This is a genomic window from Rhizobium sp. PP-CC-3G-465 (genome assembly GCF_004343445.1).
GTDB classification, from domain to species: domain Bacteria; phylum Pseudomonadota; class Alphaproteobacteria; order Rhizobiales; family Rhizobiaceae; genus Ferranicluibacter; species Ferranicluibacter rubi.
In genome coordinates, this window is record NZ_SLYH01000008.1 from 14,011 (window position 1) to 39,404 (window position 25,394).

The 25,394-nt window shown below is 61.0% G+C and carries 21 protein-coding genes and 5 pseudogenes; 7 read left to right on the plus strand and 19 right to left on the minus strand.

Translation table 11 applies throughout. The annotated features are described in order from the left end of the window. From C8J33_RS21250 to C8J33_RS21260, 3 genes are all read right to left on the minus strand, one after another. Complete coding sequence (locus C8J33_RS21250; protein WP_165929857.1) at positions 1-2,403, minus strand: TonB-dependent siderophore receptor; 2,403 nt, start codon at positions 2,401-2,403, stop codon at positions 1-3. 157 nt (positions 2,404-2,560) lie between these two features. Next, positions 2,561-3,544 (minus strand): FecR family protein, encoded by a 984-nt coding sequence (locus tag C8J33_RS21255; RefSeq protein ID WP_110802673.1) that lies wholly within the window; start codon positions 3,542-3,544, stop codon positions 2,561-2,563. Between the two features lie 86 nt (positions 3,545-3,630). Next, a complete protein-coding gene (locus C8J33_RS21260) occupies positions 3,631-4,143 on the minus strand; it encodes an RNA polymerase sigma factor (protein ID WP_132665280.1) in 513 nt (170 codons plus the stop codon). Positions 4,144-4,376: 233 nt separating this feature from the next. Between C8J33_RS21260 and C8J33_RS21265 the strand changes: the two genes are divergently transcribed. Further along, complete coding sequence (locus C8J33_RS21265) at positions 4,377-5,189, plus strand: ABC transporter ATP-binding protein (RefSeq protein WP_422038805.1); 813 nt, start codon at positions 4,377-4,379, stop codon at positions 5,187-5,189. A 304-nt stretch (positions 5,190-5,493) separates the two neighbouring features. Here the strand turns inward: C8J33_RS21265 and C8J33_RS21270 are convergent, their stop codons facing one another. Then, positions 5,494-5,781, minus strand: coding sequence for a helix-turn-helix domain-containing protein (locus C8J33_RS21270; protein WP_245507237.1), 288 nt, complete (start codon positions 5,779-5,781; stop codon positions 5,494-5,496). A gap of 66 nt (positions 5,782-5,847) precedes the next feature. Continuing rightward, positions 5,848-6,276 (minus strand): annotated as a pseudogene (locus tag C8J33_RS21275) (methyl-accepting chemotaxis protein); the annotation flags it as partial. A gap of 8 nt (positions 6,277-6,284) precedes the next feature. Between C8J33_RS21275 and C8J33_RS21280 the strand changes: the two are divergent. After that, positions 6,285-7,352: pseudogene (locus C8J33_RS21280) on the plus strand (cation:proton antiporter); the annotation flags it as partial. A 16-nt stretch (positions 7,353-7,368) separates the two neighbouring features. Next, a pseudogene (locus C8J33_RS21285) lies at positions 7,369-7,943 on the plus strand (DUF924 family protein). Between the two features lie 214 nt (positions 7,944-8,157). On the opposite strand, the gene C8J33_RS21290 reads toward C8J33_RS21285, so the two are convergent. Genes C8J33_RS21290 through C8J33_RS21310 form a run of 5 tightly spaced genes read right to left on the minus strand, consistent with a single transcriptional unit; the run spans position 8,158 to position 13,317 of the window. Then, positions 8,158-8,934 carry an ABC transporter ATP-binding protein gene (locus C8J33_RS21290; protein ID WP_132665281.1) on the minus strand — a complete coding sequence of 259 codons (777 nt, stop codon included), beginning with the start codon at positions 8,932-8,934 and terminating at the stop codon, positions 8,158-8,160. Beyond that, complete coding sequence (locus tag C8J33_RS21295) at positions 8,931-9,773, minus strand: ABC transporter ATP-binding protein (RefSeq protein ID WP_132665282.1); 843 nt, start codon at positions 9,771-9,773, stop codon at positions 8,931-8,933. Before C8J33_RS21295 ends, C8J33_RS21290 begins: the two co-directional genes overlap by 4 nt. Beyond that, positions 9,763-10,674 (minus strand): ABC transporter permease, encoded by a 912-nt coding sequence (locus C8J33_RS21300; protein ID WP_132665283.1) that lies wholly within the window; start codon positions 10,672-10,674, stop codon positions 9,763-9,765. Before C8J33_RS21300 ends, C8J33_RS21295 begins: the two co-directional genes overlap by 11 nt. Continuing rightward, complete coding sequence (locus C8J33_RS21305; protein ID WP_110802679.1) at positions 10,671-11,699, minus strand: ABC transporter permease; 1,029 nt, start codon at positions 11,697-11,699, stop codon at positions 10,671-10,673. Before C8J33_RS21305 ends, C8J33_RS21300 begins: the two co-directional genes overlap by 4 nt. Positions 11,700-11,715: 16 nt before the next feature. Continuing rightward, positions 11,716-13,317, minus strand: a complete 1,602-nt coding sequence (locus tag C8J33_RS21310; RefSeq protein WP_132665284.1) for an ABC transporter substrate-binding protein — start codon at positions 13,315-13,317, stop codon at positions 11,716-11,718. 134 nt (positions 13,318-13,451) lie between these two features. Here C8J33_RS21310 and C8J33_RS21315 point away from each other — a divergent pair, with 134 nt between their 5' ends. The 3 genes from C8J33_RS21315 to C8J33_RS21325 all read left to right on the plus strand — a co-directional run bounded on the left by C8J33_RS21315 (position 13,452) and on the right by C8J33_RS21325 (position 16,499). Beyond that, positions 13,452-14,156, plus strand: a complete 705-nt coding sequence (locus C8J33_RS21315) for a FadR/GntR family transcriptional regulator (RefSeq protein ID WP_132665285.1) — start codon at positions 13,452-13,454, stop codon at positions 14,154-14,156. Positions 14,157-14,230: 74 nt separating this feature from the next. Continuing rightward, positions 14,231-15,211, plus strand: coding sequence for a mannonate dehydratase (locus C8J33_RS21320; RefSeq protein ID WP_132665286.1), 981 nt, complete (start codon positions 14,231-14,233; stop codon positions 15,209-15,211). Between the two features lie 112 nt (positions 15,212-15,323). Further along, on the plus strand, positions 15,324-16,499 hold the full coding sequence (locus tag C8J33_RS21325) for a lactonase family protein (protein WP_245507238.1): 1,176 nt from the start codon (positions 15,324-15,326) through the stop codon (positions 16,497-16,499). 68 nt (positions 16,500-16,567) lie between these two features. On the opposite strand, the pseudogene C8J33_RS27945 reads toward C8J33_RS21325, so the two are convergent. Beyond that, a pseudogene (locus C8J33_RS27945) lies at positions 16,568-16,683 on the minus strand (helix-turn-helix domain-containing protein); the annotation flags it as partial. A gap of 752 nt (positions 16,684-17,435) precedes the next feature. After that, a complete protein-coding gene (locus C8J33_RS21335) occupies positions 17,436-18,443 on the minus strand; it encodes an IS110 family transposase (protein ID WP_132665287.1) in 1,008 nt (335 codons plus the stop codon). A 66-nt stretch (positions 18,444-18,509) separates the two neighbouring features. On the opposite strand from C8J33_RS21335, the pseudogene C8J33_RS27350 reads away from it, so the two are divergent. Further along, a pseudogene (locus C8J33_RS27350) lies at positions 18,510-18,680 on the plus strand (IS630 family transposase); the annotation flags it as partial. Positions 18,681-18,848: 168 nt separating this feature from the next. Here C8J33_RS27350 and C8J33_RS21345 read toward each other — a convergent pair. From C8J33_RS21345 to aztA, 7 genes are all read right to left on the minus strand, one after another. Then, positions 18,849-20,075, minus strand: coding sequence for a type II toxin-antitoxin system HipA family toxin (locus tag C8J33_RS21345; protein WP_132665331.1), 1,227 nt, complete (start codon positions 20,073-20,075; stop codon positions 18,849-18,851). Continuing rightward, on the minus strand, positions 20,068-20,658 hold the full coding sequence (locus C8J33_RS21350) for a helix-turn-helix domain-containing protein (RefSeq protein ID WP_110802686.1): 591 nt from the start codon (positions 20,656-20,658) through the stop codon (positions 20,068-20,070). Before C8J33_RS21350 ends, C8J33_RS21345 begins: the two co-directional genes overlap by 8 nt. A gap of 393 nt (positions 20,659-21,051) precedes the next feature. Further along, complete coding sequence (locus C8J33_RS21355; protein ID WP_110802687.1) at positions 21,052-21,339, minus strand: hypothetical protein; 288 nt, start codon at positions 21,337-21,339, stop codon at positions 21,052-21,054. Beyond that, complete coding sequence (locus C8J33_RS21360) at positions 21,336-22,463, minus strand: CobW family GTP-binding protein (RefSeq protein WP_110808118.1); 1,128 nt, start codon at positions 22,461-22,463, stop codon at positions 21,336-21,338. The genes C8J33_RS21355 and C8J33_RS21360 overlap by 4 nt, the downstream gene beginning before the upstream one ends. A gap of 74 nt (positions 22,464-22,537) precedes the next feature. Then, positions 22,538-23,488, minus strand: a complete 951-nt coding sequence (gene aztC, locus C8J33_RS21365) for a zinc ABC transporter substrate-binding protein AztC (RefSeq protein ID WP_110802689.1) — start codon at positions 23,486-23,488, stop codon at positions 22,538-22,540. 20 nt (positions 23,489-23,508) lie between these two features. Continuing rightward, a complete protein-coding gene (gene aztB, locus C8J33_RS21370; protein WP_110808128.1) occupies positions 23,509-24,375 on the minus strand; it encodes a zinc ABC transporter permease AztB in 867 nt (288 codons plus the stop codon). Next, on the minus strand, positions 24,368-25,174 hold the full coding sequence (gene aztA / locus C8J33_RS21375; RefSeq protein WP_132665288.1) for a zinc ABC transporter ATP-binding protein AztA: 807 nt from the start codon (positions 25,172-25,174) through the stop codon (positions 24,368-24,370). The genes aztB and aztA overlap by 8 nt, the downstream gene beginning before the upstream one ends. Positions 25,175-25,394 lie beyond the last annotated feature (220 nt).

Below are 25,394 nucleotides of genomic sequence, written 5' to 3' on the forward strand. Positions count from 1 at the left end.
CTACCACTTGTAGGAAAGGCTTGCCGAAACGCTCATCGGTTCGCCGAAACGGCAGCCATCGATGGCAGCGCAGCTGACATATTCGCGGTCGAACAGGTTGCGAGCGTTGACCTTCAGGTCGAGCCCATCCAACTTGGGGTCGAACTTGCCCAGATCGACAGTCGCCAGCGCGTCGAACAGGACGTAGCCGCCATTGTCGATCGCGCTGTCGGTCAGGTTTCTCTTGCCGATAAACCGCATGCCGCCGCCGACCCGAACGCCTTCCAGCCCGAGATCATCGAGGCCATAATCCGCCCACAGCGAGAAGCTATGCTTTGGGACAAGGGCGACCTGTTCGCCCACTTCGGCGGTCTTTGCACTTTGCGTGATCTCCGCATCCGTGAATGTATAGCCCGCAACGAGACCCCAGTTTCCAACTTCGCCACGGGCTTCCAGTTCGAGGCCGCGCGACTGGACCTCGCCGAGCTGGTATGCGTTGCCCGTCGAGCTATAGGAAACCACGTTCTTTTGGTTCAGGTCATAGATGGCGGCGCTGAACTGGAGATCGGTACCGCCAGGTTGATAACGAACGCCCGCCTCGTATTGCAGGCCTTCGTTTGGCTTGAGCGCGCTACCCGTGAGATAATCCGAGCCGACCTGCGGCAAGAAGGACTGGCTGACGTTGACGTAGGGAGCGACGCCGTTGTCGAACAGATAGACGAGCCCGGCACGACCGGTGAAAGCATTGTCCCGCTGATCCGTGACGACACCGGTCTGATAGCTTTTCGTGGTGCTGTCGGCCCAGTCGTGGCGTCCGCCGAGAAGCAGAACCCAGTGATCATCGAACTTGATCTGATCCTGCAGATAGATGCCGTACTGGTCACCGAGACTGTCGGATCCGCGATCAACGGCATGATTCACATTGGGGCTGCCGGTGCTGACACCGGTGTTGAGGTCGAGCGTGCTGTAGCTTGCGCCGCGATAGCGGTGGCTGTCATAGGAGCGGCGGTAAAAGTCGAGGCCGCCCAGAACCGTATGTTCGGCACCCAGCGCATCGAATGTGTATTCGAGCGAATTGTCGGATGTGATGCCATAGGACGTTTCCGCACGTTCGGAGGCCAGCCGTGTCATGATCCCCGATGCACTGATGGGCGTCACGTTCGGCATCATGTAGTTCCACTGAATATCGGCGTGGAAATACCGGGTAGAACTCCGCAGCTTTACTTCGTTGTCGAACGTGTGCTCGAAAATGCCGCCAATCGTGTAGGTGTCGGACTGGTAGGTGTCGAAATCGTCGATACCGGTAAAGGTGTTGCGGGAGATCTTGCCAGACGTGATGTCCGTCAGGAGGTATGGCGGCGCGAAGCGGGTATCCACATGCTGGTAGCTGCCAAGCAGCGTCAGCGCTGTTTCGTCGTCCGGTTTCCACGTCAGGGCAGGAGCGATGTATTTCTTGTCATCGGGCGTATTGTCGACCCAATTGTCTGCATCCCGGGCAAGGCCGGTCAGCCGGTAGGTCAGGACGCCCTCCTCATCGATTGGCCCGCCAAAATCGGCAGAAATCTGTTTCCTGTTGTCGGTTCCGTATTCGAGATTGACCTCGTGCAGGGGCTCGGCGGTCGGACGCTTGGAGATGGCGTTGACGACTCCGCCGGGTGCAACCTGTCCGTAGAGGACGGAGGACGCGCCCCGCAGCACCTCCACACGCTCAAGCCCGTAAGGCTCCTGACCACCATCATAGACGTTCGACTGGAACTTCATGCCATCACGCAAGGTACCGGTATTGCCGCTTGCTGTATTAAAGCCACGGATCATGAAGTCATCGACCATGCGGCTGAACCCGCCGGATTGGGTCGTGACGCCTGGCGTGTAGCTCAAGGTGTCGGAGAGGGATGTCGCGCGCTGGTTGGCGATCTGGTCCGCCGTCACCACGCTGATCGACTGCGGTGTTTCGATGATGGGGGTATCGCTCTTCGTGCCGGATGATGAGCTTTCGGCACGGTAACCCTCTACCGGCTCGTAGGCGCCACCCCTGCCAACAACGTGGATCGTCTCAAGCACCGTCGCTTCGGAGTTCTTGACGGAGCCCGTTACAGGCTCTGCACCCAGAATGGTGACCGCACCGCTGGCTGTAAAACTATAGTGCAGGCCGGAGCCTGAAAGCAGCGCCGACAGCGCATCTTCCGGCGTCAGCGGTCCCTTGACGGCCGGGGCCGAGACGCTGGAGGCGATCGCGGTGCTGTAGGCGACCTGAACGCCGGATTGCTGCGAAAACTGGCGCAGGGCACGCGACAGCGATGATGCCTGGATGTCAAACGCCCGGGTCTGGTTGGTTTGCGCCTGTGCCGGACTGCCCATCCCGGCGTTCGCCAACCCGGCAAAGCCAATCGTCACGCCTGCCATCAGCGCGGGCAACAGCCTCATTTGTCCTGCCTGCCGCGGCCTGCCATTTCCAGTGTTCCTCATTCGATCGCCCCTATGCACACGTCATCTCGCAAACACCGGCATTCTACCGTGTTCGAAATCTTGACGTATGAGAGAAGGATTTACCTAAACAGGTTTCGAAGAAAGTCTGTCGATTTTACGCGAGAACGATTGCAATGCCGGGAATGCGGCGGACGGACAGGGCTTGGGTCTTTGCAATCGACTGCAGTGCCGCCAAAGGTTTCGTCGTGGAGAATATGCCGCTGACGCGCGCGTCGCGATCGACGCCCGGCCGTAGAATCACTGCTTCCGGGACGTAGCGTCCGATCTCGGCGATAGCCGCCGCAAATGGCTTGCCTTCCAAGATAATCCTTCCATGTCGCCATGCGAGCAGCATTTCGAGATCCGCGACCGTCGGCTGATCCGGCATTTCGCCAAATCGATATGTTGTTTGCTCGGCGGGCGAGATTTTGACGGACGGACGTCCCGAGACATCGATCTCATCCGCCGCGACCGGGCTGTAGACGGAGGCATCTCCATCCACGACGGCGACGGCAGTCAGGTCCTCACGGGCGCTGACGAGAAGGCGCCCGTGCTGAATGTCGGTGTTGCCGCCGCCCGAGGCGACCCTGAAGGCACTGCCATCCACGGCCGGGGGAACAACGAACTCAGCGTCGCCCTGCAAAAGATGGACAAGCCTCATACCGGGCCTGAAATCGATCGTGATTGCCCCGCCCGTATTGAGTGCTGCGACTGTGCCATCCGCAAACGCGAGTTCGCGCTGGTTACCTGCCGGTACGACCACGTCCGCATTCCACCACAGGCTGAGGCGCGGGGCGGCGACCACACTGGCCAGCGCGCCCACAGCAAGACTTCCGCCGCCGACAAAGGCGCGCCGCGTGAGAGGCGGTCTTTTCGGACTGGCTATGTGGCTGAGTTGTTCGTCCAGCCGATCGAGTCCCATCCAGAACAGTCGCTCCTTTTCGAAGGCGGCGCGATGTTCCGGGCGACAGTCTCGCCAGTGCTTGAACTGCTGGAGTTCGGCGGCACTCAGCGAACCCGACGTCAGCCGCGCGAGCCAGTCTCGCGCATCGGTCGCGGCGCGATGACGGCCGGCCATGTTCTTGTCGGTGTCGCTCATGTCGTATACCGAACGATCTTCCTAGATGTGTCTGAGGAGCCAAGGTCTTACCACAGAAGCGGCAAAGGTCGATCCGCCGGCGTCGATCATGCTTCGATATCCCCGCGCAGGACTGCAAGGTTCTCGAGAACCCGCCTGATATGATAGTATACGGCTTCTTCGCTGATGCCTTCGCGTTCTGCTATCCGTTTATGGGTGAGACCATCCAAACGGCTTAACAGGAATATCCGACGTGAGCGTTCCGGCATTGCGTCAAGCGTCGCGGCAACAGCAGCGAGTGTCTGGCGCGCCATTACGGCGCGTTCCGGCGAGCGCTCCTCGGCCTCACCTCTCAGGATGCCCTGCACCTCCGCGTTGATATCACGACGGCGTTTGTCGCCTCGGAGGTGATCGACCGTGGTGTTGGAAACCGTCCTGTGGATGTAGCCGGCAAGGTTCTCGATGGTCTGCTGCGGGACGGCCGTCTGGAGCTTGATCCATGCATCCTGAAGGAGATCCTCCGCAAGACTGTGATCGGCCCGACGCCGACGGGCGGTGGCCAGCAACTGAGGCTTCAGGTGAACGAAAGAGTTCAACAATCTGGCGATGTTCATCGTCATCGGTTAAGTCGCCGGTCATTTTAGCTGCCAGCAGGAGACACTGGCTGATAACGGTGATTGCTAAAGCATACGGATTGCGTGTTCCAGAGACGGCGCGACATTAACTTGAGTACGACCGTCTTCTTTTTCGGACGTTGCAATCTTGCATCATCCGGTCACGATCGACTAGGATTGCTGCGCAGGCAGGACGTCTATTGCGCTTCCGGCATCAAATTCCTTTTAGAGGAGGTCACGTGGCTCTGGTTCGGCAATGGCAACAGACGAGCGAAATAGCAAACGCCTTTTCAGTGAATGGGATCAGTCTCGAGATCAACGGGAACGCGATCCTGTCGGACGTCACTTTGACGTTTCCGGCAGGAGAGGTGGTGGCCCTTGTCGGGCACAATGGATCCGGCAAATCCAGTCTTCTCAAAATTCTGGCTCGGCAGCAGGCTGCAACACAGGGAAGGGTCAGTTACGGGGATCGGGATCTCGCAGGATACGACAGTCGTGAATTTGCAAGGTCGGTTGCCTATCTCCCACAGGATCTCGGTACCGGATCGGGAATGACGGTGAGGGAACTCGTCGGTTGTGGACGGTATCCATGGCATGGCGCTCTGGGCCGGTTCTCCGACGTCGACAGACAGAAGGTCGAGACGTCCATTGCGTCGACGCACATCGAAGATTTTGCTGAACGCATCGTGGATACGCTTTCCGGCGGTGAGCGGCAGCGTGCATGGATCGCCATGCTGATCGCACAGGATGCTCGGTGTCTACTGCTCGACGAGCCGACAGCAGCGCTTGATATCGCGCACCAGCTCGAGGTGCTTTCACTCGTTCGAAGGCTGGCGCGGGAAAGCGGGCGAAGCGTCGTCATCGTCCTTCACGACATCAACATGGCTGCGCGCTTCTGCGACCGAATCCACGCGCTAAAAGGCGGCCGTGTCGTCGCCACCGGAACGCCCGAGGAGATCATGGTACCGCCTACGCTTCACACGATTTACGGGATCAACATGGGCGTTATCTCCGTCACCCACCAGTCAAACCCACTCGCCTACGCCTTATGAGGAGTGCGGCAAAATTGGCGAAGCACCGAGCAAGGAGGAATGTTGGCTTTCACGGTTCAAACCTTGTTCGCTCCCGCAATGTCGGAATGCCTCTTGGCTGTTCTGCGCAGGCGTCTCCAATACTAGCGCACCATAATACCGGCGATCGTCACACCGAGGACAGCTTTTTTTCGTCAGAGCTGTGTGGCGCGGTTGCGATGGGCTTATCTGTCTGCCTTGCCAGATACGCAACGCGAGCCAACCCGTTTCCGCCATTATCTCTACCATTTGATGGAACCAACCGTTCAAATCCGCTCACGGCGTCTCATTCAGGTCGTGAGCGCACAGAACAGGAACGACATGGCGAAAAGCCGGCGATCACGAGGCGCTCCGGCCCGCGTCCGCCGTCGGTCAGGCGCACACCACGATGTCGCCTCTCGAACAGTAAAATATCGAGGTCTTCTTCCAGCGTCTTGATACGAGTGCTGACGCTGGACTGGCTGATGCCGAGCCTGTTAGCGGCATGGCGAAAGTTCAGACATTCGGCTATAGCGAGCACTTGCATAAGGGAGGCGAGCGGAATGCGACCGTCCAAGAGGGATGTCGTATTCACTGCGTCAACTCTGGTCCGAAGCACCCGCAGCCTAGCTCATGAGGCGCGCCTCGATCTGGAATCGCCTTAGTGATCTTCTCGCTGAGCGTGCTTGCGATCGTCGGCCGTCCGAAACTCGCCGAGCCGATCCGTCAGCTTACCGCTCTCCTGCGCAAGGCCCACACCTGCCGCGCTCATCTCCTCGACCATTGCCGCATTTTGCTGCGTCGCCTGATTCATATGATTTACTGCCGTATTCACTTCCCCGATCCCGAGCGACTGCTCCTGTGCTGCAGTGGAGATCGTATCCATTTGCAGGTGGATGGATTGAACCAGCCCTGCAATCGCCGTAAGGCCTTCACCTGTATCATTGACCAGTTTAATACCTTCGCCGACGGCAACTTCGGAATTGCCGATCAAAGTTTTGATCTCCTTGGCCGCTTTGGCAGAGCGCTGCGCGAGTTCCCGAACTTCCTGGGCAACCACTGCAAAACCCCTGCCGGCCTCATGACAACGGCGGCTGCGTCGTGTTGGGTGCGGAGCTTGCGATGCAGCTCGGCGGCTTGTCGATGGCGATGGGCGCCTTCCTCGCCGGCGTGCTCCTGTCTGAATCCTCTTTCCGTCACCAGCTCGAAGCCGATGTCGAGCCATTTCGCGGCATCCTGCTCGGGCTGTTTTTCTTGGGATTCGGCATGTCGCTCGATCTTGCGGTCATCGCCGCCAACTGGCGGCTGATCGCACTCGCCGTCATCGCCTACATGGCGCTGAAGACCATCGGATTCTATGTGGTCGCCCGCCTGTTCCGGGCCGGAATCCGCGAGGCGATCGAGCGCGCCGTGCTGATGGCACAGGGTGGCGAGTTCGCCTTCGTGCTCTACGCTGCGGCCGCATCGGTCGGCATCATCGACAGTGAAGCAAACGCCATCCTGACGGCGACCATCATCGTCTCGATGACGCTCACTCCGCTCATGATCATCCTGCACGACCGGTTGATGCCCAAGCCCGCACCATCGATCGAAGGGGTCGAGGCGGCGGAGAATTTGTCGGCCAGCGTGTTGCTGATCGGCTTCGGCCGCTTCGGTCAGATCGTCAGCCAGCCTCTGCTGGCGAATGGTTGCTCGATCTCCATCATCGAGACCGATACGGACGCCATCCGCGATGCGCAGGATTTCGGGTTCAAGGTCTATTTTGGCGACGGAGCGCGCCTCGACATCCTTCATGCCGCCGGCGCCCATGACGCCGGCCTCGTCATTATCGCGGTCAATGACCGCGAGGCGAGCCTGAAGATCGCCGAGCTGGTCAAGGCGGAGTTCCCGCTGGTGCCGGTGCTAACGCGCTCGTTCGACCGCGAGCATGCCATCGAACTGATCCATGCCGGCGTGGAATATCAGATCCGCGAGACATTCGAATCTGCGCTGGCTCTCGGCCGGAAGGCGCTTGAACTGATGGATATGGATGAGGACGAACGTGGGCGCGTGATGGAGGACGTTCGTTGACGCGATAGCGAGCGCTTCGCCCTTGAGACTACCGATGGCATCTACGCCGGTCGCGACCTGATCCATGGCAACACACCGCGCAGGGATGCCCCCGCGGACCAAGCTCAGCTTGATGATCGCCCGGCGCAACAGAACGCCCTGCGAAGGCGAGGACCGGATCTCGGCCGTCACGGGCTTCTGGCTGGAGGCGGGCGGGCGAGACCGCTGGTTCGAAAAGGACGTGAGCTTCGATCGCGATTTCCGTGACCGCTTCCTGGAATTCCATGGGGAGGTAGCGGCAAGGCGCTGCGACAACTGGATGGCGACCGCGGATGGGCGCTCGCCCTGCTGATCCTTACAGACCAGTTCCCGCGCAACGCCTTTCGCGGCACGGCGCATATGTTCGCCACCGACCCGCTCGCCCGTCACTATGCCCGGCTGGCGTTGGACGCGCGGCATATGGCGCGCGTCAAGCCGGAGTTGCGGCTGTTCTTCTGTCTGCCTTTCGCCCATTCGGAGGATATGGCCGATCAGGAGCTATCCGTGCGGCTCAACGCCGGGCTAGGACAGCCCTGGCTGGCGCACGCCGAAGGCCACCGCGATATTATTCGCCGCTTCGGACGCTTCCCACACCGTAATCCGGGGCTCGGCCGGACCACGACGGCGGAGGAGAGTGCCTATCTCGCGAGAGGCGGTTTCCAGGGGTAAGGGCTTGTCATCATCACGTATGCCGCGCGGAGGAGCTGGTGCTGAACCGTGGCTGAGCACTCGGAATGAAGCTTGGCCGGCCATTCAAGGCGATATTAGAGAGCTCTCACGCTGTTTGCCGAGTGGCGAAAGACGAACAACCGGTAGGCGATCGGCTTGTCATAATGCCGGATGGCCCCGACGGGCCGTTCGGCAGAACGCTTCGGCGCCGCCTCTAATTCAGGACGGGCGCCACGTCGTTCACCGTTCTCAGGCCATTGACGGCTTCCTCGAAGAGCATCTGCGAATAGGCATGATGCGTGACGCCGCGCTGCAGGTCTTCCTTTGTCACCTCGTCCACGAAGATGCCGCGCTGCATGACAAGGACGCGGTCGCACATATGGGCGATGACGGAGAGATCATGGCTGACGAGGACATAGGTGAGATTGCGCTCGTCGCGCAGATCGCAGAGGAGGTTGAGCACCTCGGCTTGGACGGAGACGTCGAGGGCCGACGTTGGCTCGTCGAGAAGCAGGATCTCCGGCTCGAGCATCAGGGCGCGGGCGATAGCGACGCGCTGGCGCTGGCCGCCGGATAGTTCGTGCGGAAAGCGCTCTGCAAACGTCTCGGGCAGGCCGACCTGGCGGAGCGCCGGACCGACGCGATCCCATCCCGGCCCCTTGTCCATGGCTCTGATCGGCTCGGCCAGAACCCGCCGGATGCGATGGCGCGGATGGATGGAGCCATAGGGATCCTGGAAGACCATTTGTGCGAGCAGAAGCTGCTCGCGCCGGCGGTCAGGATCGATGGCTTCGCCGGCCAGGCGGATCGATCCCTCCCAGTGGCGGTCGAGTCCCGCAAGCGAGCGCAGGACGGTCGATTTTCCGCAACCGGACTCGCCCACGATCCCGAGCGTCTCACCCTTGCGCACGGAGAACGACACCGACTTGACGACCTGAGACCGGGCAGCGCCCTGCCCGAAGGAGACGGAGAGATTTTCGACATCGATCATAGCGCGCTTCCGGCTTCGTTGATGGCCCGACGGTCGAGTACCTGCAATCGGGAAACGGGACGTTTCGGATCGGGCATGGCGGCGATCAGCCCGCGCGTATAGGGATGCGCGGCGTCTTCGAGCTTCGTCAGCGTTTCCACGACGCGTCCCTGATACATCACCAGCACCCGCTCGCAGAACGCGGCGACCATGCGGATATCGTGGCTGATGAGCAGGAGGGCTGAGGCGTTCTCCCGGACCAGTTCGTCGAGAAGCCGCAGCACATCGCCGCGCACGCTGACGTCGAGGGCCGATGTCGGTTCGTCGGCGATGACCAGACGTGGTTTGGAGAGCAGCATCATCGCGATCATGACGCGCTGACCCATGCCGCCGGAGATCTGGTGCGGGTAGAGCGCCATCGTCCGCTCGATATCGGCGATGCGGACGCGGCCGAGCATATCGGCGGCAAGCGCGTAGGCATCTTTCCGGCTGATCTTCTGATGCAGCGTTGCGGCTTCGGCCACCTGCTTGCCGACGGTGAGGACCGGATTGAGCGAATAGCGCGGGTCCTGCATGATCAGCGCCATGCGATTGCCTCGCAGGCCGCGCATCGCCTTCTCGCTGCGCGTCAAAAGCGGCGCGCCTTCGAAATCCATGGTCGCGGCCTCGATCCGGGCTGCGGGCGGCAGGAGGCGCATGACCGCGCGGCCGAGCGTCGATTTGCCCGAACCGGACTCGCCGACAATGCCGACCCGCTCGGCGCCCACCGTCAGGCTGACGCCGTTGACGGCCGGGATCTTCGCCCGCCCGAAGCGAACCGAAAGATCCCGGATCTGGAGAATGGGCTGGTCAACGAGCATGGCGGGGATCCAGTATGTCGCGCAGGGTGTCGCCCACGAGATTGAAGGCGAGGCTGGTGATCAGGATGGCAAGGCCCGGCATGACCGCGACCCACCAGTTGTCCAGCATGAACTTGCGCCCGTTGGAAATCATCGCGCCCCATTCGGGTGCCGGCGGCTGCGCGCCGAGCCCGAGGAAGCCGAGCGCGGCGGCCGTGAGGATGATGCCGGCCATGTTGAGCGTCAGCCGCACGACGACGGAGGGAATGCACATTGGCGCGATGTAGAGCAACAGCAGGCGCGTGCGCGATGCGCCGTAGAGCCTTGCCGCCGCCACATAGTCCGTGTTGCGCACGATCAACGTTTCGGCCCGTGCCAGACGCGCGATCGGCGGCCAGCCGGTGAGCGATATCGCGATGATGGCCGTGTTGAGGCCGGCGCCGAGCGCTGCGGCGAAGGCCAGCGCCAGAATGAGCGAGGGGAAGCTCAGGACGACATCGGTCGCGCGCATGAGGATCGCGTCCGTGCGTCCGCCGACGAAGCCGGCGACGATGCCGATCAGAAGGCCGACGGGCCCGATGATCAGCGACACGGCGAGCACGGTCTGGATGGTGATCCGCGTGCCGTAGATCAGGCGGGAGAGAATATCCCGGCCGAACTCGTCGGTTCCCGCCCAGTGGGCGAAACTCGGCGGCTGGAGCGCCTGGGTGAGATCTTGCGACGTGGCACTGTAGGGCGCGATCCATGGCGCGAGAATGGCAACGATGACAAGGACGAGGAGAACCGCGAAACCGAACATGCCCAGAGGCTCGTCGGCCAGCTTGACGACGAAGCTCCGCAGGCTACCGGCAAAGCGGCTGACTGCACCCTGCGCCACAGAGGCGGGGGCGGGGGCGGGGGAGAGAATATCGCCGGCGCTCATGTCGTCACCTCGCGGGTACGGGGATCGAACACCAGATAAGCGAGATCCGACAGGAAATTGAGGAGCATGAAGATCAATCCGATGATGAGGGTGCCTGCGAGGATCGCGTTCATGTCGCCGGTCATCAGCGCATTGGTCATGTACTGTCCGATGCCGGGCCAGGAGAACACGATCTCCGTGACGACAGCGCCTTCGAGCAGCCCGCCGTAGGAAATCGCAAGGACGGTGATGAGCTGGACCGCGATGTTCGGCAGGAGATGGCCGGTGACGATCCGCATGCTGGATGCGCCCTTGGCCCGGGCCGCGATCACATAGTCCTGATTGAGCTGCTCCAGCGTGAAGCTGCGGGTCATACGCGTAATGTAGGCCATAGCCGAATAGGCGAGAATGCAGGCGGGCAGGATAATGTGGTGGACGGCGTTCCAGAAGACCTCGGTATCGCCGGCGAGAAGACTGTCGACCAGCAGCAACCCGGTCCTCGGCTCGACGAGACCCTCCAGATAGACATCCACCCGCCCCGGACTGCCGACCCATTCGAGGCCGGCGTAGAAGATCACGAGGCCGACGATGCCGAACCAGAAGACGGGGATCGAATGGCCGACGAGGGAGATCACGCGCGTGAACTTGTCGATCCAGGTATCGCGGAAAAAGGCCGCGGTCATGCCGAGGGGCACGCCCACCAGCGTCGAGAGGATGACAGCGAGCGTCGCCAGCTCCAGCGTCGCGGGAAAGGCCTGCGCCAGATCCTGCAGGACCGGGTTTCCGGTCAGGATCGCCGTTCCGAGATCGCCGTGCAGGAGCGAGGTCAGATACAGCCAGAACTGCTCATAGACCGGCAGGTCGAGCCCGAGCCGAGCGCGCATGGCCTGATAGGCGGCAGGATCGGCCAGCTCCCCGACGATCGCCCCGACGGGGTCGGTCGGCAGGATGCGACCGATCACGAAGGTGACGATAAGCAGAACGAACAGGCTGAGGAGCAACTGGCCAATCCGCTTGCCAAGCTCGATGAGGGTGAACTCTTTCATGAGACGATCGCCTTGGTCACGGGGCGTCTGTCTTGGTGACAGCTTCGATGCGAGTCAGGGACCAAGGGTGGCCGCTATATCCTTTCACGCGCCCGCTGACGACGATCGGCTCGAAGCGCTCGAACATCGGAAGCACCGCCGGCTTCAGCGCGATGAATTTTTCCTGGATCTGCCGGACGAGGTCGAGACGCTTCGCATCGTCGCGTTCCCGGTTCGCCTGTTCGCGCAGCGCATTGAGGTCCGGAATGTCCCAGGCCGAGCGCCAGACGAAGTTGCCGGCATTGTTGGCTTCCTTGGCATTATTCGGGTTCGACGCAAAATTGTCCAGAGACCCGAGCGCCGTCGGCATAAAAGAGCCGGTTTGTGGAAGAAGGAGGTCGAAGTCGCGCGCCCGGTGAGCCGCGACGATATCCGCGCCGTTGCCCTGCTGGATCGTGACCGTGATGCCGATTTCGGCGAGACTTGCCTGGATCGCTGTCGCCATATCGACACGCGGCGTCTGGGAGATCGTCTTCAGCGTCAGCGACAGGCCGTTGGGGTATCCGGCATCGGCGAGCAGCTTCTTGGCCTTTTCGGGCTGGAACGACCAGTCGGGATTGGCGATGGCGCCGGCCCAGTCCTCGGGAACCGGCACGTTTCTCCAGCGGCCGTAGGAGCCGAGGATCGTATCCGCGATGCCCTTGTAGTTGATGCCGTAGGCGATGGCTTCGCGAACCTCGGGCTTAGCAAGCGCTTCCCGGCCGGCATTCATCGCCAGCACGTAGTAACCGCCGGTCTTGACCTGATCGATGACGAAGCCTGTGTTCGTCTCGAAGGTCCGGACGTCGGCGGCCGTCAGCGCGTTGGCGATATCAATATCGCCGCGCTCCAGCATCAGGCGGGCGGCCTGACTCTCGGGTACATGCCGCATGACGATGCGACGAATGGCCGGCGCGCCAGCGCGGTAATCCTTGTTGGCCTCAAGCAGGACGATGTCGTTCGGCGTCCAGCGACGCAGCGTGTAGGGACCTGAACCGGCCGCGGTCGTGCGCAGCCATTCATTGCCGTAATCGCCGTTCTTTACGTGCTTCTCGACCTCGACGCTATCGACGACGCTCGAAACGCCCATGGCAAGGCGATAGAGAAGCGCTTCGGGAATAACCTTGTCGGTCAGTTCGATGCGGAATGTTTTGTCATCGATGGTGGACACGAGGCCTTCGATGTTGTCGGCCGTGTAACCAGCGGTCTTGTAGTTGGTGGCGGCCGACTGGTCGAGCTTCAGGAGACGGACGATCGAGAAGACCACGTCCTTCGCCGTCACGGGATTGCCGGAGGTGAAGGTGGCGTCGCGCAGCTTGAAGGTGATGCCCTTGTCGTCCACCTCCCAGCTTTCGGCGAGTTGCGGCTTAATCTTGTAGCCATCGGTCTGGTCGGAGAAGACGAGGCGGTCATAGGTGTTCGCGAGGATCTCCTGCGTTTTGACCTCGGTTCCCTGCTGCGGATCGAGCGACAGGACCTGCGCCAGTGACGTGCCGATGATCAACTGATCGTTCGGGGTTTCCGCCAACGCGGCCGTCGCACTGCCGAGAGAGACGGCGAGGGCCGCTCCTACCAGAAACGGTGAGCAAAAAGGTTTCATCGAACGTCCTCCCAGAGACATATTCATCAAGATTAGGTGATATGTCGTATTATGATTATGGTCATTTTTTGAAAGTCGCAATAGCACGTCGTAAAATGTGATACCTGCCTTGTACGCGGCATGGGGACAGAACAATGAAAACCGTTTCAAATCGAAGGCCGCGTCTTGCGCAGGGCGTCATAGACGAGTTGAAGCGCCAGATCGGAGCAGGGACCCTCTCGTCCGGCGCACAACTGCCGACGGAACCCCAACTGGAACGCCAGTTCTCCGTCAGCCGTACCGTGGTGCGTGAAGCGATTGCCGAACTGCGCGCGGCCGGGCTGGTCACGCCGATCCAGGGCAAGGGCATGTTTGTCATGGATACCGCGAGCCGGACATCCGTTACGCTGACGCCGATCGAGTTAGAAAGCGTACCACAGACGCTCGAACTCATCGAGTTTCGCATGGGTGTTGAGGTGGAAGCTGCTGGAATTGCTGCATATAGACGGTCCGCTTCCCAAGAGGAGGCCATCCGTCTGGCGCATCAGGAGATGGCGCGCAAGATCGATGCCGGCGACCCGACGGTAGAGATCGACTTCCTGTTCCACCGCGCCATTGCCGCTGCCACCAACAACCGGTATTTCGCCGAAGCGCTCGACCGATACGGCCAGAGATCCATTCCCCGGGGGCAGTTTCCCACTTTGCCGGATGCCGGAAGCCGGACGTACCTGACAGGCGTCCTTGCCGAGCATGAACGCGTTCTCGACGCGATTTTCGATCAGGATCCGGAGATGGCGCGGGTGGCGATGCGGGATCATCTCGTCGCCAGCCAGAAGCGATACCGGCGGCTCGCGCGGTAAGGCGACACCGCTGCGCCTCGCTCGACAACCCGCAAAATTCATATTATGTCATATCACGTTCAGGAGGATACGACATGTATGTAGGAACCCAACTCGCTGCGCGCGACGACGACGATTACCGGGTCTGGTCACAGCTCGGCGTCAACCATATCTGCGCCGATCCGGACGGTCCGCTCGACCGCTGGTCGCTCGACGATCTCAAGAGATTGCGCGAAAAGGTCGAAAGCTTCGGGCTCGTCCTGGACATGATTCAGCTGCCGCTGCCGTCGAGCCCGATCGAGACGGCGACCTATCCCGACATCCTTTTGGCGGGGCCGAACCGCGACCGGCAGATCGACGCGATCTGCACGCTGATCGAGAACCTCGCAAAGGCCGGCATTCCCGCGGCCAAGTACAATCTCAACCTGATCGGCATTCCGCGCACGCCGGACGAGAAGGGGCGGGGCGGTTCTCTCAACGCGTCCTTCCGCTGGGACAAGACCGATCGCGACGCCGCACCGGGTCTAGCCGGTGTCCTTTCCGAAGAGGAGAACTGGGAGCGGATCGATTATTTCCTTGAACGCGTCGTGCCCGTTGCTGAATCCAACCGCGTGCGCCTCGCATGCCACCCGCACGACCCCTACACCCCGCCCGGCTACAAGGGCGTGACCCGCGTCCTCGGCACGGTGGAAGGGCTGAAGAAATTCGTCACGATGCGGGAGAGCGCCTATCACGGCCTCAATTTCTGCCAGGGCACGGTCGGCGAGATGCTCGACAATCCGCGCGAGGAGATCGAGGACGTCATCCGCTGGTTCGGCAGCCGGAAGAAGATCTTCAACCTTCACTTCCGCAACATCCGCGGCCGGAAGCTTTCCTTCATGGAAACGTTCCCAGATGAAGGCGACATGGACATGGCCCGCTCCCTGAAGGTCTACAAGGAAGTCGGCTACTCCTACATGATCATGCCGGATCATGTGCCCGCGATCTCCGGCCGCGACCCGCAGGGCGTTGCCTTCGCCTATTGCTACGGTTACACCGCCGGGCTGCTGCAGGCGCTGGTCGCCTTCGACGCTTGAGACCTGCTGGCTGCCGACGGAAGGCAGCCGGTCGCTCTCACCCTCACCGTGAAATGCCGGATCGGCCGGCACCCGGTCGCCTGCCTCTTCATCATAACGCGAAGGATTGCCGATGCCGAAAGTAATGTCCGTTTCAGCCCTTTGCCTGACGATTGCCGCCACCTCGATGGTATCTGCCACCGTATCGCGCGCAGAGACATATGTTTACGTTTCCGCCGCGACAGACGGGAAGATCGATACCTATCGGCTGGATGAGACATCCGGCAATCTCAAATCTCTGGGTGATGTCGATGCCGGCACCTCGGTCATGCCCATGACCGTCAGTCCCGACCGGACGCGTCTCTACGCCGTCGTCCGGTCGCAGCCCTACCGGGTGCTGACCTATGCGATCAATCCCTCCACGGGCAGCCTGACGGAGAAGGCATCGGCCGCATTGCCGGACAGCATGCCGTATGTCTCGATCGATCCTTCCGGCAGGCTTTTGTTCTTTGCGTCCTACGGCGGCAACAAGATCGCATCCCTTCCGGTGGGCCTGGAAGGTCTGGTCAAGGACGGTGCGAAGCAGGTCATCCCGACCGGGCACAACGCGCATTCCATCGTCAGCGATAAAAGCGGAAAATACATCTTCGTCACCAATCTCGGCGCAGATGCGGTGCTTCAATACAGGCTGAACGGCGAGACAGGCCTGCTGGAGCCAAACAGCCCGGCATCCGTGCAGACAAAGCCGGGGCAGGGTCCCCGACATATCGTCGTCTCCCCGGACAACCGGTCCATCTATATTCTCACCGAACTCACCGGCGAGGTCATCCACTACGCTCTCGATGCCGCGACGGGGACGCTGGCCGAACGCGACACCGCCACGATCCTCCCACCCGAATCGACCCTCGAGCCGGGCGTCGCGCCTCCACCCCCGCCGCCGTTCAGTCAGCCGTTGAAGCCCGCAGCCGCCAGCACCACGACGCCACCCGCGCGGATCTGGGCGGCCGATATCGGCGTGACGCCCGACGGCCGCTTCGTCTATGCGACCGAGCGATCGACCAGCATCATCACGGCGTTTGCGGTAGACCCCGAAACCGGCGCGCTGACACGTCTTAGCAGCATCGGCACGGAGAAACAGCCGCGGGGCATCCGGATCGACCCCACCGGCCGCTTCCTCATCGCATCGGGAGAGAAATCCGACAGGCTTTCCGTCTACGCCATAGACGGCCAGACCGGCAGGCTTACAGAACAAGGGCGTTATCCCGTGGGCAAGGGCGCGAACTGGATCGAAATCGTCGACGTGCCATGATCGGGTCGTCGCAGTCGTCGTCGGCAAAGGGGAACGATGTCGGCTTCACCCTTTCCGCGAACGCCGTCGGTCGAGCGATGTCGATGCAGTTTCTCGGCGATCACGTCAACGCTCAGTCCAGCCGTACGCAGCGCGCAATCTTGCGGCGTTCATCCAGATCGATATGGTAATAGGTGCGTTTCATGGGTCGTTCCTTGCAACTGATAAGCCACTGTTATCTATCGCAAGTCGCACTTCATCCTTGAACCCACCTCGCTACATATATCGATTAGATAAGATATCTTATGGAACTATTGAGCATAGCGCCGTCACTCTCTTTCGCACGTCTTTCGAACCGTATAGCCCATTTCGCTTTCGTGGCCGGATCTGTCAGCGATGAGATCCAGACCTATCCTATCCGGGTCGGCCTCTGTTCCGACTATGAACCAGCTGCCGAGTTTAACCCCTTGGAGGTGCGGAAGGTTGAGCCTAGACGCTACGACGTAACATGCTGATGTATTTCTGTTTTTTACTGTCCAGCTGAGTTGGCGCTTCCGCGCTTATAGCGGGGTCAAATGCCGCGCTGAAACACACTCAAGGCCAAGCGTCTCCAAAAATGGCGGCAAAAACTCTGAAAGCTCAGCATCTCAATCCGCCATATCACTGTGAAAACGAAGAGAGCGCTTACCATCTCAAATCAGCCCTGCTCAATCCATGTATGGATGGCTCCTGCGATTCAAGGATACGATTGGCTCCGGTGAACAGGTCGGTTGCGGCCAGGTATACCGCGTCTGATATGCAGCGAGACCGCTGCGCGCCCTGATGAATATCCGCCTGGAGAGCAGGTCCTACTCAATCGAGCGCTCTCGAAGAGCTTCGGATTGATCGGGGTGTCTTGGTTCTTCGTCTCTGCTTATTGGCCATCACCTCACGTTGCCCTGACCATTCCGAGAGCTGTCAGGCGGCCTGCGGCTCGTATCGAGAACCGTCCCTGAGGACGGCGAAGATCATTCTTGCCATGCGATGCGCCAGGGCAATCGCGACAATCTTCGTCTTCTTCCGCATGAGCATGCCCGACAGCCGGTCCGATCCTGACTCTCGCTTGAGCCGACGTCTGAGCATGATCTGCGCCATGGCGCCGAGATACCGCAGGCGCCGGATGTATCGATTACCCATCTTCGAGATCCCGCCCACCCTCTGCTTGCCTCCGGTAGAGTGAGGCTTGGGCGTAAGGCCGAGCCAGGCGGCATAATCCCTCGCGCAGTCGAAGTTGTCGACATTCGGTGTCGTTGCCGCGATAATCGTCGCCGAAAGGCCCACACCAGGGATCATCGCCAGACGCTGACTTGTCTCGCTTTGCGAATAGGTCTCTTCGATCTCGCCCGTCAGCCGCTCGATCCGCATGTCCGCTTCGGAAAGTTGCTCAAAGAGTAAGATCAAGGGCATCCGAGCCGCTTGCGGCAACTGATCCACTTGTTCCTTCAACCGCTTGACATTCTGCGCGCCCTTAGCCGTTTTGATGCCAAACTCAGTCATGTGAGCCCGGATCGCATTACCGATCTGCGTGCGTTGACGGACCAGAAAGTCCCGCGTGCGATGAAGAACCATGACCAACGAGCAGGACTCACTCTTGATGGCGACAAACCGCATCGAGGGCCGCGTCACAGCCTCGCAGATGGCGGCCGCGTCCGCGGCGTCGGTCTTTCCGCGCTTCACGTATGGCTTCACATAAGACGGCGGCATCAGCCGGACGTCATGTCCCATTTCCTGAAGCCTGAGTCCCCAGTCATAAGCACCAGCGCAAGCCTCCATGCCAATCAGGCACCGTGGGCGGTTCTGGAAAAACGCAAGCAACTGGCTGCGGCGAAGCTGGCGCCGTACAAGAACCAGACCGTTCTCGTCGACACCATGGATCTGGAAGACGCTCTTTGCGAGGTCAATACCAACTGTGGCAAGTTCTGACATGGATCGCTCCTTTGCTCCGGACAATGACACCCGAACTAAGCCGGAATACGCCGGCTGAAGCAGGAGCCATCCACAACATCAATCGAGAAGGCGTTCGCCAAGCTCAAGGCTGCCTTGCGCGCCAAAGCCGAGCGCACGGTCGAGGGCTTATGGAATACGGTCGGCCAGATCGTCACCCTGTTCGAGCCGCAAGAATGCGCCAACGACTTCAAATCGTGCGGATATGACCCCGAGTAAAGTGGAGGCGCTCTAGCGTTTCCCGCCCGTTCGGGCTGAGATCAAACGCGATCTGCATTTGATGCCGAGAAAGACCTTGTCGGCCTATGCAGTGAAGCGTCGAAATTTTCACGGATCAATGCCCAGCTTGCCAGGGCGTCATCTTCGGACGGCGCCCTGTCCCTTCGCCTACGTGCATTCTCGATACAACGCGATCGACGGCGCGTGTGCTTCGATCATTTCCCGAACCTTGTCGGCCATTGGCAAGTTGGCTGTCTCCGCGTCCCACACGGCTCGGAAACGCTCCACCGTCTCGCGTGCCGTATCGAGCACCAGCTTCTCGGATAATTCCGCTTTGGCGGCGAGATGCGCCAGTTCGTCCAGTGACAACGCGGCCATTTTCCTCGTGCGCGAGAAGTTTAGTGCGGCCGTATCCTCACCTTTCATATAGGGTATCGTCGATAGCAGGTCGTAAGCGGGGGAAAGCGCTGGTGTTCGTCGGTCAGGATAGATCAGCGACCAGTTCTTCAGATGCATGTCGCCATTGCCGATCAGCGTACTGAAAACGAGCCGCCGTATGAACTCGGCGACATCGGCAGGTCCTGTTTCGATACCCAGCACGCGCGCGATGCTACGGTAGTTGCCTTTGTCGTATTTGTGATCGGGAAACACACCGAACACCTGCGCGAAATCTTCGATATGGACCGGACCTTCCGCCGTGCGATCGAAGCGCCTTATCGCCAGCGCCTGACCTTGCAGCTCGCCCAAGCCTTGCGGTAGACCGTCGACGGCATCCAGATCGACCAGCTGGATCTCGGGGACATTCATCCCCATCATGCCGGCGATCGTCATCATCGCGAACTCGTTCTCGGGAACGCCGCTATATTGCTGAGAAGGCAGTTTCACGATCCATGAACCGCCGGTCCCTTCCGCCGGTATGGTCAGGCCGCCTGCTCTTCCCGTATTTTTGAATGCCGAGAATTTCAGCTGCACGCCGGCCAGCGAAAACCGCAAGGCGTTCGGTCGTGCCTCGAGATCGTCCCGATCGTCGTCCGGAGGTGCGTCATCCCCTTCCGAGGAGTGTACGGTTACCGCGCCCGGCAGGTCGCGCCCCAACATCCAAAGCAGAAAAAATTCGCGCGTCTGCTTTACGCGGGCGCGTTCGGCAAGGTATCGGCGCAGCGGTCCTTCCGGCAGAAGGTTCGAGAAGAACGGCGGCACGACCATGTTATAAGGCCGGAACTTGGTCACAAGCCCGCCGAAGGCGTCTTTGTAGGAAAGACTGAGTGTCGGGCGCTTCTCGTTGTCGATATAATCCGTGTTGAACGCGAAGATGGTGCGGCCATCCTGCAGGTTGGTCAGGGTCGCGACCCGTTCGCCATTAAGCCTGACATCCAGTACCGTGACCTTAGGCATCATCGTCCTCCTCGTCCAGCGCATAGGCCGAGCGCGGAATCGCGTCATCGCGGTCACGATGCACCGCTGCATTGCGCAGTGCCCTTACGGCGTGCACAAAATCGCGCACTTCCTTGGGCGAGGGCGGATCGCTCTTCCAGCGTTGAAGCCTCATGGTCAGGTCATGTAGCGTTTCCAGCTCGTCGGCCGTCAATGGCAGATGGCGCAGGAGCGCTAGACTGTCCTTAAGGCTATCGGCATCCGAGGCGACAGCGAAGCGATCTCTTCCTTCAGCCAGCCAACGGTCGATACGTCCCACCAGATGGCGCTGTTGCGAGGTCAGGGAATTGCTCGTTAAGGATGCGCTGGCGAGGATGTTTCCTATCGCCGGCATCAGCTTTTTAGGAGCGAGGACGATCTCGAGATCGAGCGCACGCGCAACATCCACGAGACTTGCAAGTCCCGGCTCCATGGTGCCCCGCTCTATCTGCGATATATGGCTCTGTGTCAGGCCAGAGCGCGCACTTAGCTCGCGCTGGGACATGTTACGTGCCTCGCGTGCTGCACGTATCTGCTGGGTGATGTGCTCAGTTTTGTATGCCATAATCATTATCCTGTATCAGGCAATACCATATATACAGGATAATATATAAAGGATTCTGCAAGGCATGGCAATGATGATATATGATAGTGTATTAACTGGGTGTTTTATGCAGGATTCTATATCATTCTGACTGGTGCAGCACCGGCGGGTGTTGATAGTCGCCCGAATTCGATCCCCGGTCGCATGAACGCGCTCAACGACCACGGCTCCAGTGAAGGCGAGGCAGTCGCGATTGCCAAGTCCGACAGGGGCCGCACGCATGTCGAGGGGACATTGCTCGGCCTTTTCGGTATCGAATAGTCGCGCGACAGATGCTCGCCACTCTCACGCGACGCACGATGCGTCGATCCGAACCAAACATCGCATCGCGCTTCCTCACATCATGCGTTCATTTCATTGCTTGGCCTTCACGGCATCGGAAAACGCATGGGCGAGATCCTGCTCCGACACATCCTTCATCGCCATATGGATGGAGACCTGGAGCATATCCGTGTCTTGCATCACCAGAATGACCGTCTCCTTCGGCGGGCAGCCGGGCACGTGGCAAGCGAGCTCGCTCACCGTGACAACTGCCTCGTCCGGCAGCGCGAGCAGCTGGCGTGCCCAGGATTTGATCGAGCGTGCACTGTTGATGACCGAGGCCCCGTTTCGCGCCAGCGGGTTGACGAAGGCCGCACTCATGCCGCGCCGCGCTTGCGTGTTGGCGCACGGGGAGCCAGCACCTCGAAGAGATCGCGGATCGGCTTGACCGGCATGTTCCGGCCGATGAGCACCACGCGGCTGCCGCGATCGTCGTCCGGCCAGCGTTCCAGGCGCTGGAGCGGGTAGAGGCGATGCTGCACGGCGTGCGCGACCAGCGGCCGGGCCGGATCATCCGAAAGCGCGAACAGGCCCTTCAGCCGCAGCAGGCCGGAGCCGATATTGGTCGTCACGATGTGCAGGAAGGTCTCGACCGCCTGGGGCGAAAGGGCCACGTCATGACGCAGACTGATCGCCTCGACTTCATCGCCGTGCCGGTTGGGGTCGTGGGCATGATCTCCGTGAGCCGCCAGCCTCTCCATCGCCAGCCAGCCGGGGACGTCCTCGGTCTTGCCGCTGACGGAATAGGCACCCTTGCCGAAATGTTCGGCGAGCGCAAACCCCTGCCGGTGGCGGTCGTGATAGACAGCGGCCGGATTGAGCGCGCTCAGTTCTCCCGGCCAGTCGTGATGCCCCCCAGCGAGATCGGTCTTGGTCAGGACAACGTGATCGGCAAAGGCCAGTTGCTTCCAGCCTTCCAGGAAACCGTCGAGCGTCGCGCGGCCGCCCAGCACATCGAACGTGGTTACGACACGGGCAAGGTGGAAATGCCGGGCGACGACATGATCCCGCAGCGCCAGCGCCGGCGATCCCCCGGGAATGACGCTGTTGATGATCGGTGCCGGGTCGGCAAGTCCGGTCGTCTCGATCACAACCCGAGCGACCGGGGGTATGTCGCCACGCATCTGAGCATCGTGAAGCTCCGACAGGGAGCCCCGTATGTCGCTTGTCGCCGTGCAGCAAATGCAGCCGGTGGTCGTCCGGGCATAGGTTTCGGAGCCCTTGCGGACCAGATCGTGATCGATCGGGACGGTGCCGAACTCGTTGATGATCACGGCCGTACCCTGCATGCGCGGATCAGCCAGAACATCGTTCAGCAACGTTGTCTTGCCCGATCCGAGAAAGCCGGTCAGAAGCGTGACCGGCACGGAATCGTACAGCCGTTTCACCCCATCCTCCGTAGCACCCGCTGCCTTGCGCCATCGCTTGAACACGCTGCCCGCCATCGTCCAGGGACTCCCTGCGGTTTGAGGTCGGGGTCAGACGCCTGCCCGGCCAAAGCCGGACAGGCGCTTGCGGATCAGCTGCCGAGAATGGCGGCCGTCATCGTCTTTACGTTGTGATGGAACATGTCGATATAGGTGGAGGCCGGGCCGTCCTTTGCCGAAAGCGCGTCGGAATAGAGCGTGCCGCCGATCTTCAGGCCGGTCTCGCGGGCAATCTGCTCGGCAAGCCGTGGGTTGGTGATGTTTTCGACGAAGATCGCCGACGCCTTGTCCTGCTTCACCTGATCGACGAGCTTGGCGACATCGGCCGCAGAAGCTTCCGCTTCGGTCGATATGCCTTCCGGTGCGATGAAGTTCAGGCCGTAGGCATGGGAGAAGTAGCCGAAGGCATCATGCGAGGTGATGATGGTGCGCTTTTCCTGCGGGATGCCGGCGATCGCGGCCTTCACCTCCGTATCCAGCGCCTTGAGCTTTGCCAGATAGTCTGTGGCATTGGCCGTATACGTCGCGCAACCCGCCTTGTCCGCTGCGCAGAAGGCGTCGGCGATGTTCTTCACGTAAATCTCGCCGTTGGCGATCGACTGCCAGGCATGGGGATCGAACGCGCCGTGATCATGGCCCGCATGGCCGGCCTCGGGAGTCTTGCCGGCTTCGTCGTGGTGCCCTTCCGCCTCGTCCGCCTTCAACGGCTCGACGCCCTTGCTGACCTCGATGACGGGCGCTTCGGTGCCGCTGGTCTCGATCAGCCGGGACATGAAGCCTTCGAGATGGAGGCCGTTGACCAGAACGACCTGAGCCTTCTTGAGCGCTGCGGCATCGGCCGGACGCGGCTCGTAGACGTGGGCGTCGCCATCCACGGGCACGAGGGTCGAGATCTGAACGCGGCTCCCTCCGACGTTCTTCGCGAGATCCGCGATGATGGAAAAGCTGGCTACGACCTTGAGGTCGGCGGCCGACGCGCCGGACGCGAAGCCGCCAAGGGCAAGAATGCTGGCGCACGTGATGAGACGGACTGTCCTGAACATGGAAATCTCCTTTTTGGTGATCAGGCGGACGTATGCCGACGCGAGGGAAGCGCGCTGGCAAGCACGCCCCTTCGGCCGAAGAGAGCGGAGAACAGGTAGGCGACGCCCGCGACCATGATGATGGCCGGGCCGGATGGCATGGAGGCGTGATAGGATAAAAGCAGGCCGCCAAGCGACGAGACGACGGCGATAGCGATGGCGATCCCGCAAAGCGCCCGGACATCGTTCGACCAGAAGCGCGAGGTCACGGCCGGCAGCATCATCAGCCCGACCGACAGCAGCGTGCCGAGTGCCTGGAAGCCGCCGACCAGATTGAGAACGACGAGCACCAGAAACAGGAGGTGCGTCGGGCCGCCGATGCGACTGACGGAGCGCAGGAATAAAGGATCGAGGCATTCGGCGACCAGCGCGCGCCAGAAAATGCCCAGGGCCAGAAACGTGACAACGGCAATTCCGAGGATCAAGACCAGCGCTTCGTCGTTGAGCGCCAGGACGGAGCCGAACAGCACATGCATCAGATCGACGCTCGATCCGCGCCAGGATACCAGCAGCACCCCCACGGCGAGCGAGATGAGATAGAAGGCCGCCATCGAGGCATCCTCCTTCTGGACCGTGAAGCGCGACACGAAGCCAGAGCCGAGCGCCACCAACAGGCCGACGACCAGCCCGCCGACCGTCATCGGCATGATCTCGAGCCCGAAGAGAACAAAGCCTATGGCCGCACCCGGCAGGATGGCATGGGACATGGCATCGCCTGTCAGGCTCATGCGGCGCAGCATCAGGAAGACGCCGACAGGTGCGCAGCTGACGGAGAGCACCAGCGAGCCCAGAAGCGCCCGTTGCATGAAGCCGTATTCGAGGAAGGGAGACACCAGCCATTCAAACATGCGCGGCACTCCGCGCCACATCCCGGCCATTCAGGGGATCTTCGGGGGCCTGAGGCAGCAGCCCCGGGACCGGCTCCACGCACCAGGCGGCGTTCTCGTCCCAGGCCTCCTGGAATGTGCGGGCCGCCGCAAGATTGTTCGGCGTCATGACATCGGTCGTCCTGCCCCATGCCACGCGCTTGCGGGCCATCAGCAGCGTCTGCGGGAAATGGCCTCTCACCAGCGCATGATCGTGAAGGACGCAAAGGATTGTCCGGCCTTCGTCCCCCCATTGCCGGATCAGCGCAAGCAGGTCCCGGACCGTGCGCTCGTCCACCGCGTTGAAGGGTTCGTCCAGCAGGATTAGATCGGCATCCTGCAGCATGGTGCGGGCGAAGAGCGCCCTTTGCATCTGCCCGCCGGAAAGACTGTCAAGCGACCGGGTCTCGAAACCCGAGAGGCCGACGGCCGCAAGACAGCCCAGAAGCCGCGCCTTGTCGCTGCGGGTCACGCCACCAAGGAGCCCCCTCTCCTGCCAGAAACCGAGCGAGACCAGATCGATCACCCGTGCTGGAAAGGACCGATCGATTTCGGATTGCTGCGGAAGATAGGCGAGCCGCCTGAACGCCGCGTCGAAGCTGCCGCTGATCGGCTTCAGGATGCCGGCCACGCCCTTCATCAGCGTGGATTTGCCGGATCCGTTGGCACCCACGACCGCCGTCAGCGACCCCCGCTCGACCACACCCGAAAGGTGGTGGACGGCTGCGTGGCGCTGATAGCCGAGCGTCAGATCTTTGAATTCCAGGCAGGTGCTGCTCATCGCGTCCTCAGGGATTGACAGCGGCGGTATAAGTAATGTTATTACATACGTCAAATGAATTGTTACGTAATAACATATGTTCGACGTTCCGATGACGGCGCGGATCCGAGAAGACGGTGACCTTGCAGCCGGCGGATCAACCCCAGGTGATAGGCGAGATCAAACGACGCGACGACCTCATTGGGGTTTCCGCTGCCGTAAGCCGGAACGAGGTCTGCAC

What these genes read in the sequence shown, in the direction of transcription:
- C8J33_RS21350 (WP_110802686.1), bottom strand. Translation starts at nt 20,658, where the DNA reads ATGGCATACAAAACTGAGCACATCACCCAGCAGATACGTGCAGCACGC.
- C8J33_RS21320 (WP_132665286.1), top strand. Translation starts at nt 14,231, where the DNA reads ATGTATGTAGGAACCCAACTCGCTGCGCGCGACGACGACGATTACCGG.
- C8J33_RS21345 (WP_132665331.1), bottom strand. Translation starts at nt 20,075, where the DNA reads ATGCCTAAGGTCACGGTACTGGATGTCAGGCTTAATGGCGAACGGGTC.
- aztB (WP_110808128.1), bottom strand. Translation starts at nt 24,375, where the DNA reads ATGTTTGAATGGCTGGTGTCTCCCTTCCTCGAATACGGCTTCATGCAA.
- C8J33_RS21295 (WP_132665282.1), bottom strand. Translation starts at nt 9,773, where the DNA reads ATGCTCGTTGACCAGCCCATTCTCCAGATCCGGGATCTTTCGGTTCGC.
- C8J33_RS21290 (WP_132665281.1), bottom strand. Translation starts at nt 8,934, where the DNA reads ATGATCGATGTCGAAAATCTCTCCGTCTCCTTCGGGCAGGGCGCTGCC.
- C8J33_RS21300 (WP_132665283.1), bottom strand. Translation starts at nt 10,674, where the DNA reads ATGAGCGCCGGCGATATTCTCTCCCCCGCCCCCGCCCCCGCCTCTGTG.
- C8J33_RS21260 (WP_132665280.1), bottom strand. Translation starts at nt 4,143, where the DNA reads ATGACGATGAACATCGCCAGATTGTTGAACTCTTTCGTTCACCTGAAG.
- aztA (WP_132665288.1), bottom strand. Translation starts at nt 25,174, where the DNA reads ATGAGCAGCACCTGCCTGGAATTCAAAGATCTGACGCTCGGCTATCAG.
- C8J33_RS21315 (WP_132665285.1), top strand. Translation starts at nt 13,452, where the DNA reads ATGAAAACCGTTTCAAATCGAAGGCCGCGTCTTGCGCAGGGCGTCATA.
- C8J33_RS21305 (WP_110802679.1), bottom strand. Translation starts at nt 11,699, where the DNA reads ATGAAAGAGTTCACCCTCATCGAGCTTGGCAAGCGGATTGGCCAGTTG.
- C8J33_RS21355 (WP_110802687.1), bottom strand. Translation starts at nt 21,339, where the DNA reads ATGAGTGCGGCCTTCGTCAACCCGCTGGCGCGAAACGGGGCCTCGGTC.
- C8J33_RS21335 (WP_132665287.1), bottom strand. Translation starts at nt 18,443, where the DNA reads ATGTCAGAACTTGCCACAGTTGGTATTGACCTCGCAAAGAGCGTCTTC.
- C8J33_RS21250 (WP_165929857.1), bottom strand. Translation starts at nt 2,403, where the DNA reads ATGAGGCTGTTGCCCGCGCTGATGGCAGGCGTGACGATTGGCTTTGCC.
- C8J33_RS21255 (WP_110802673.1), bottom strand. Translation starts at nt 3,544, where the DNA reads ATGAGCGACACCGACAAGAACATGGCCGGCCGTCATCGCGCCGCGACC.
- C8J33_RS21310 (WP_132665284.1), bottom strand. Translation starts at nt 13,317, where the DNA reads ATGAAACCTTTTTGCTCACCGTTTCTGGTAGGAGCGGCCCTCGCCGTC.
- C8J33_RS21360 (WP_110808118.1), bottom strand. Translation starts at nt 22,463, where the DNA reads ATGGCGGGCAGCGTGTTCAAGCGATGGCGCAAGGCAGCGGGTGCTACG.
- C8J33_RS21325 (WP_245507238.1), top strand. Translation starts at nt 15,324, where the DNA reads ATGCCGAAAGTAATGTCCGTTTCAGCCCTTTGCCTGACGATTGCCGCC.
- aztC (WP_110802689.1), bottom strand. Translation starts at nt 23,488, where the DNA reads ATGTTCAGGACAGTCCGTCTCATCACGTGCGCCAGCATTCTTGCCCTT.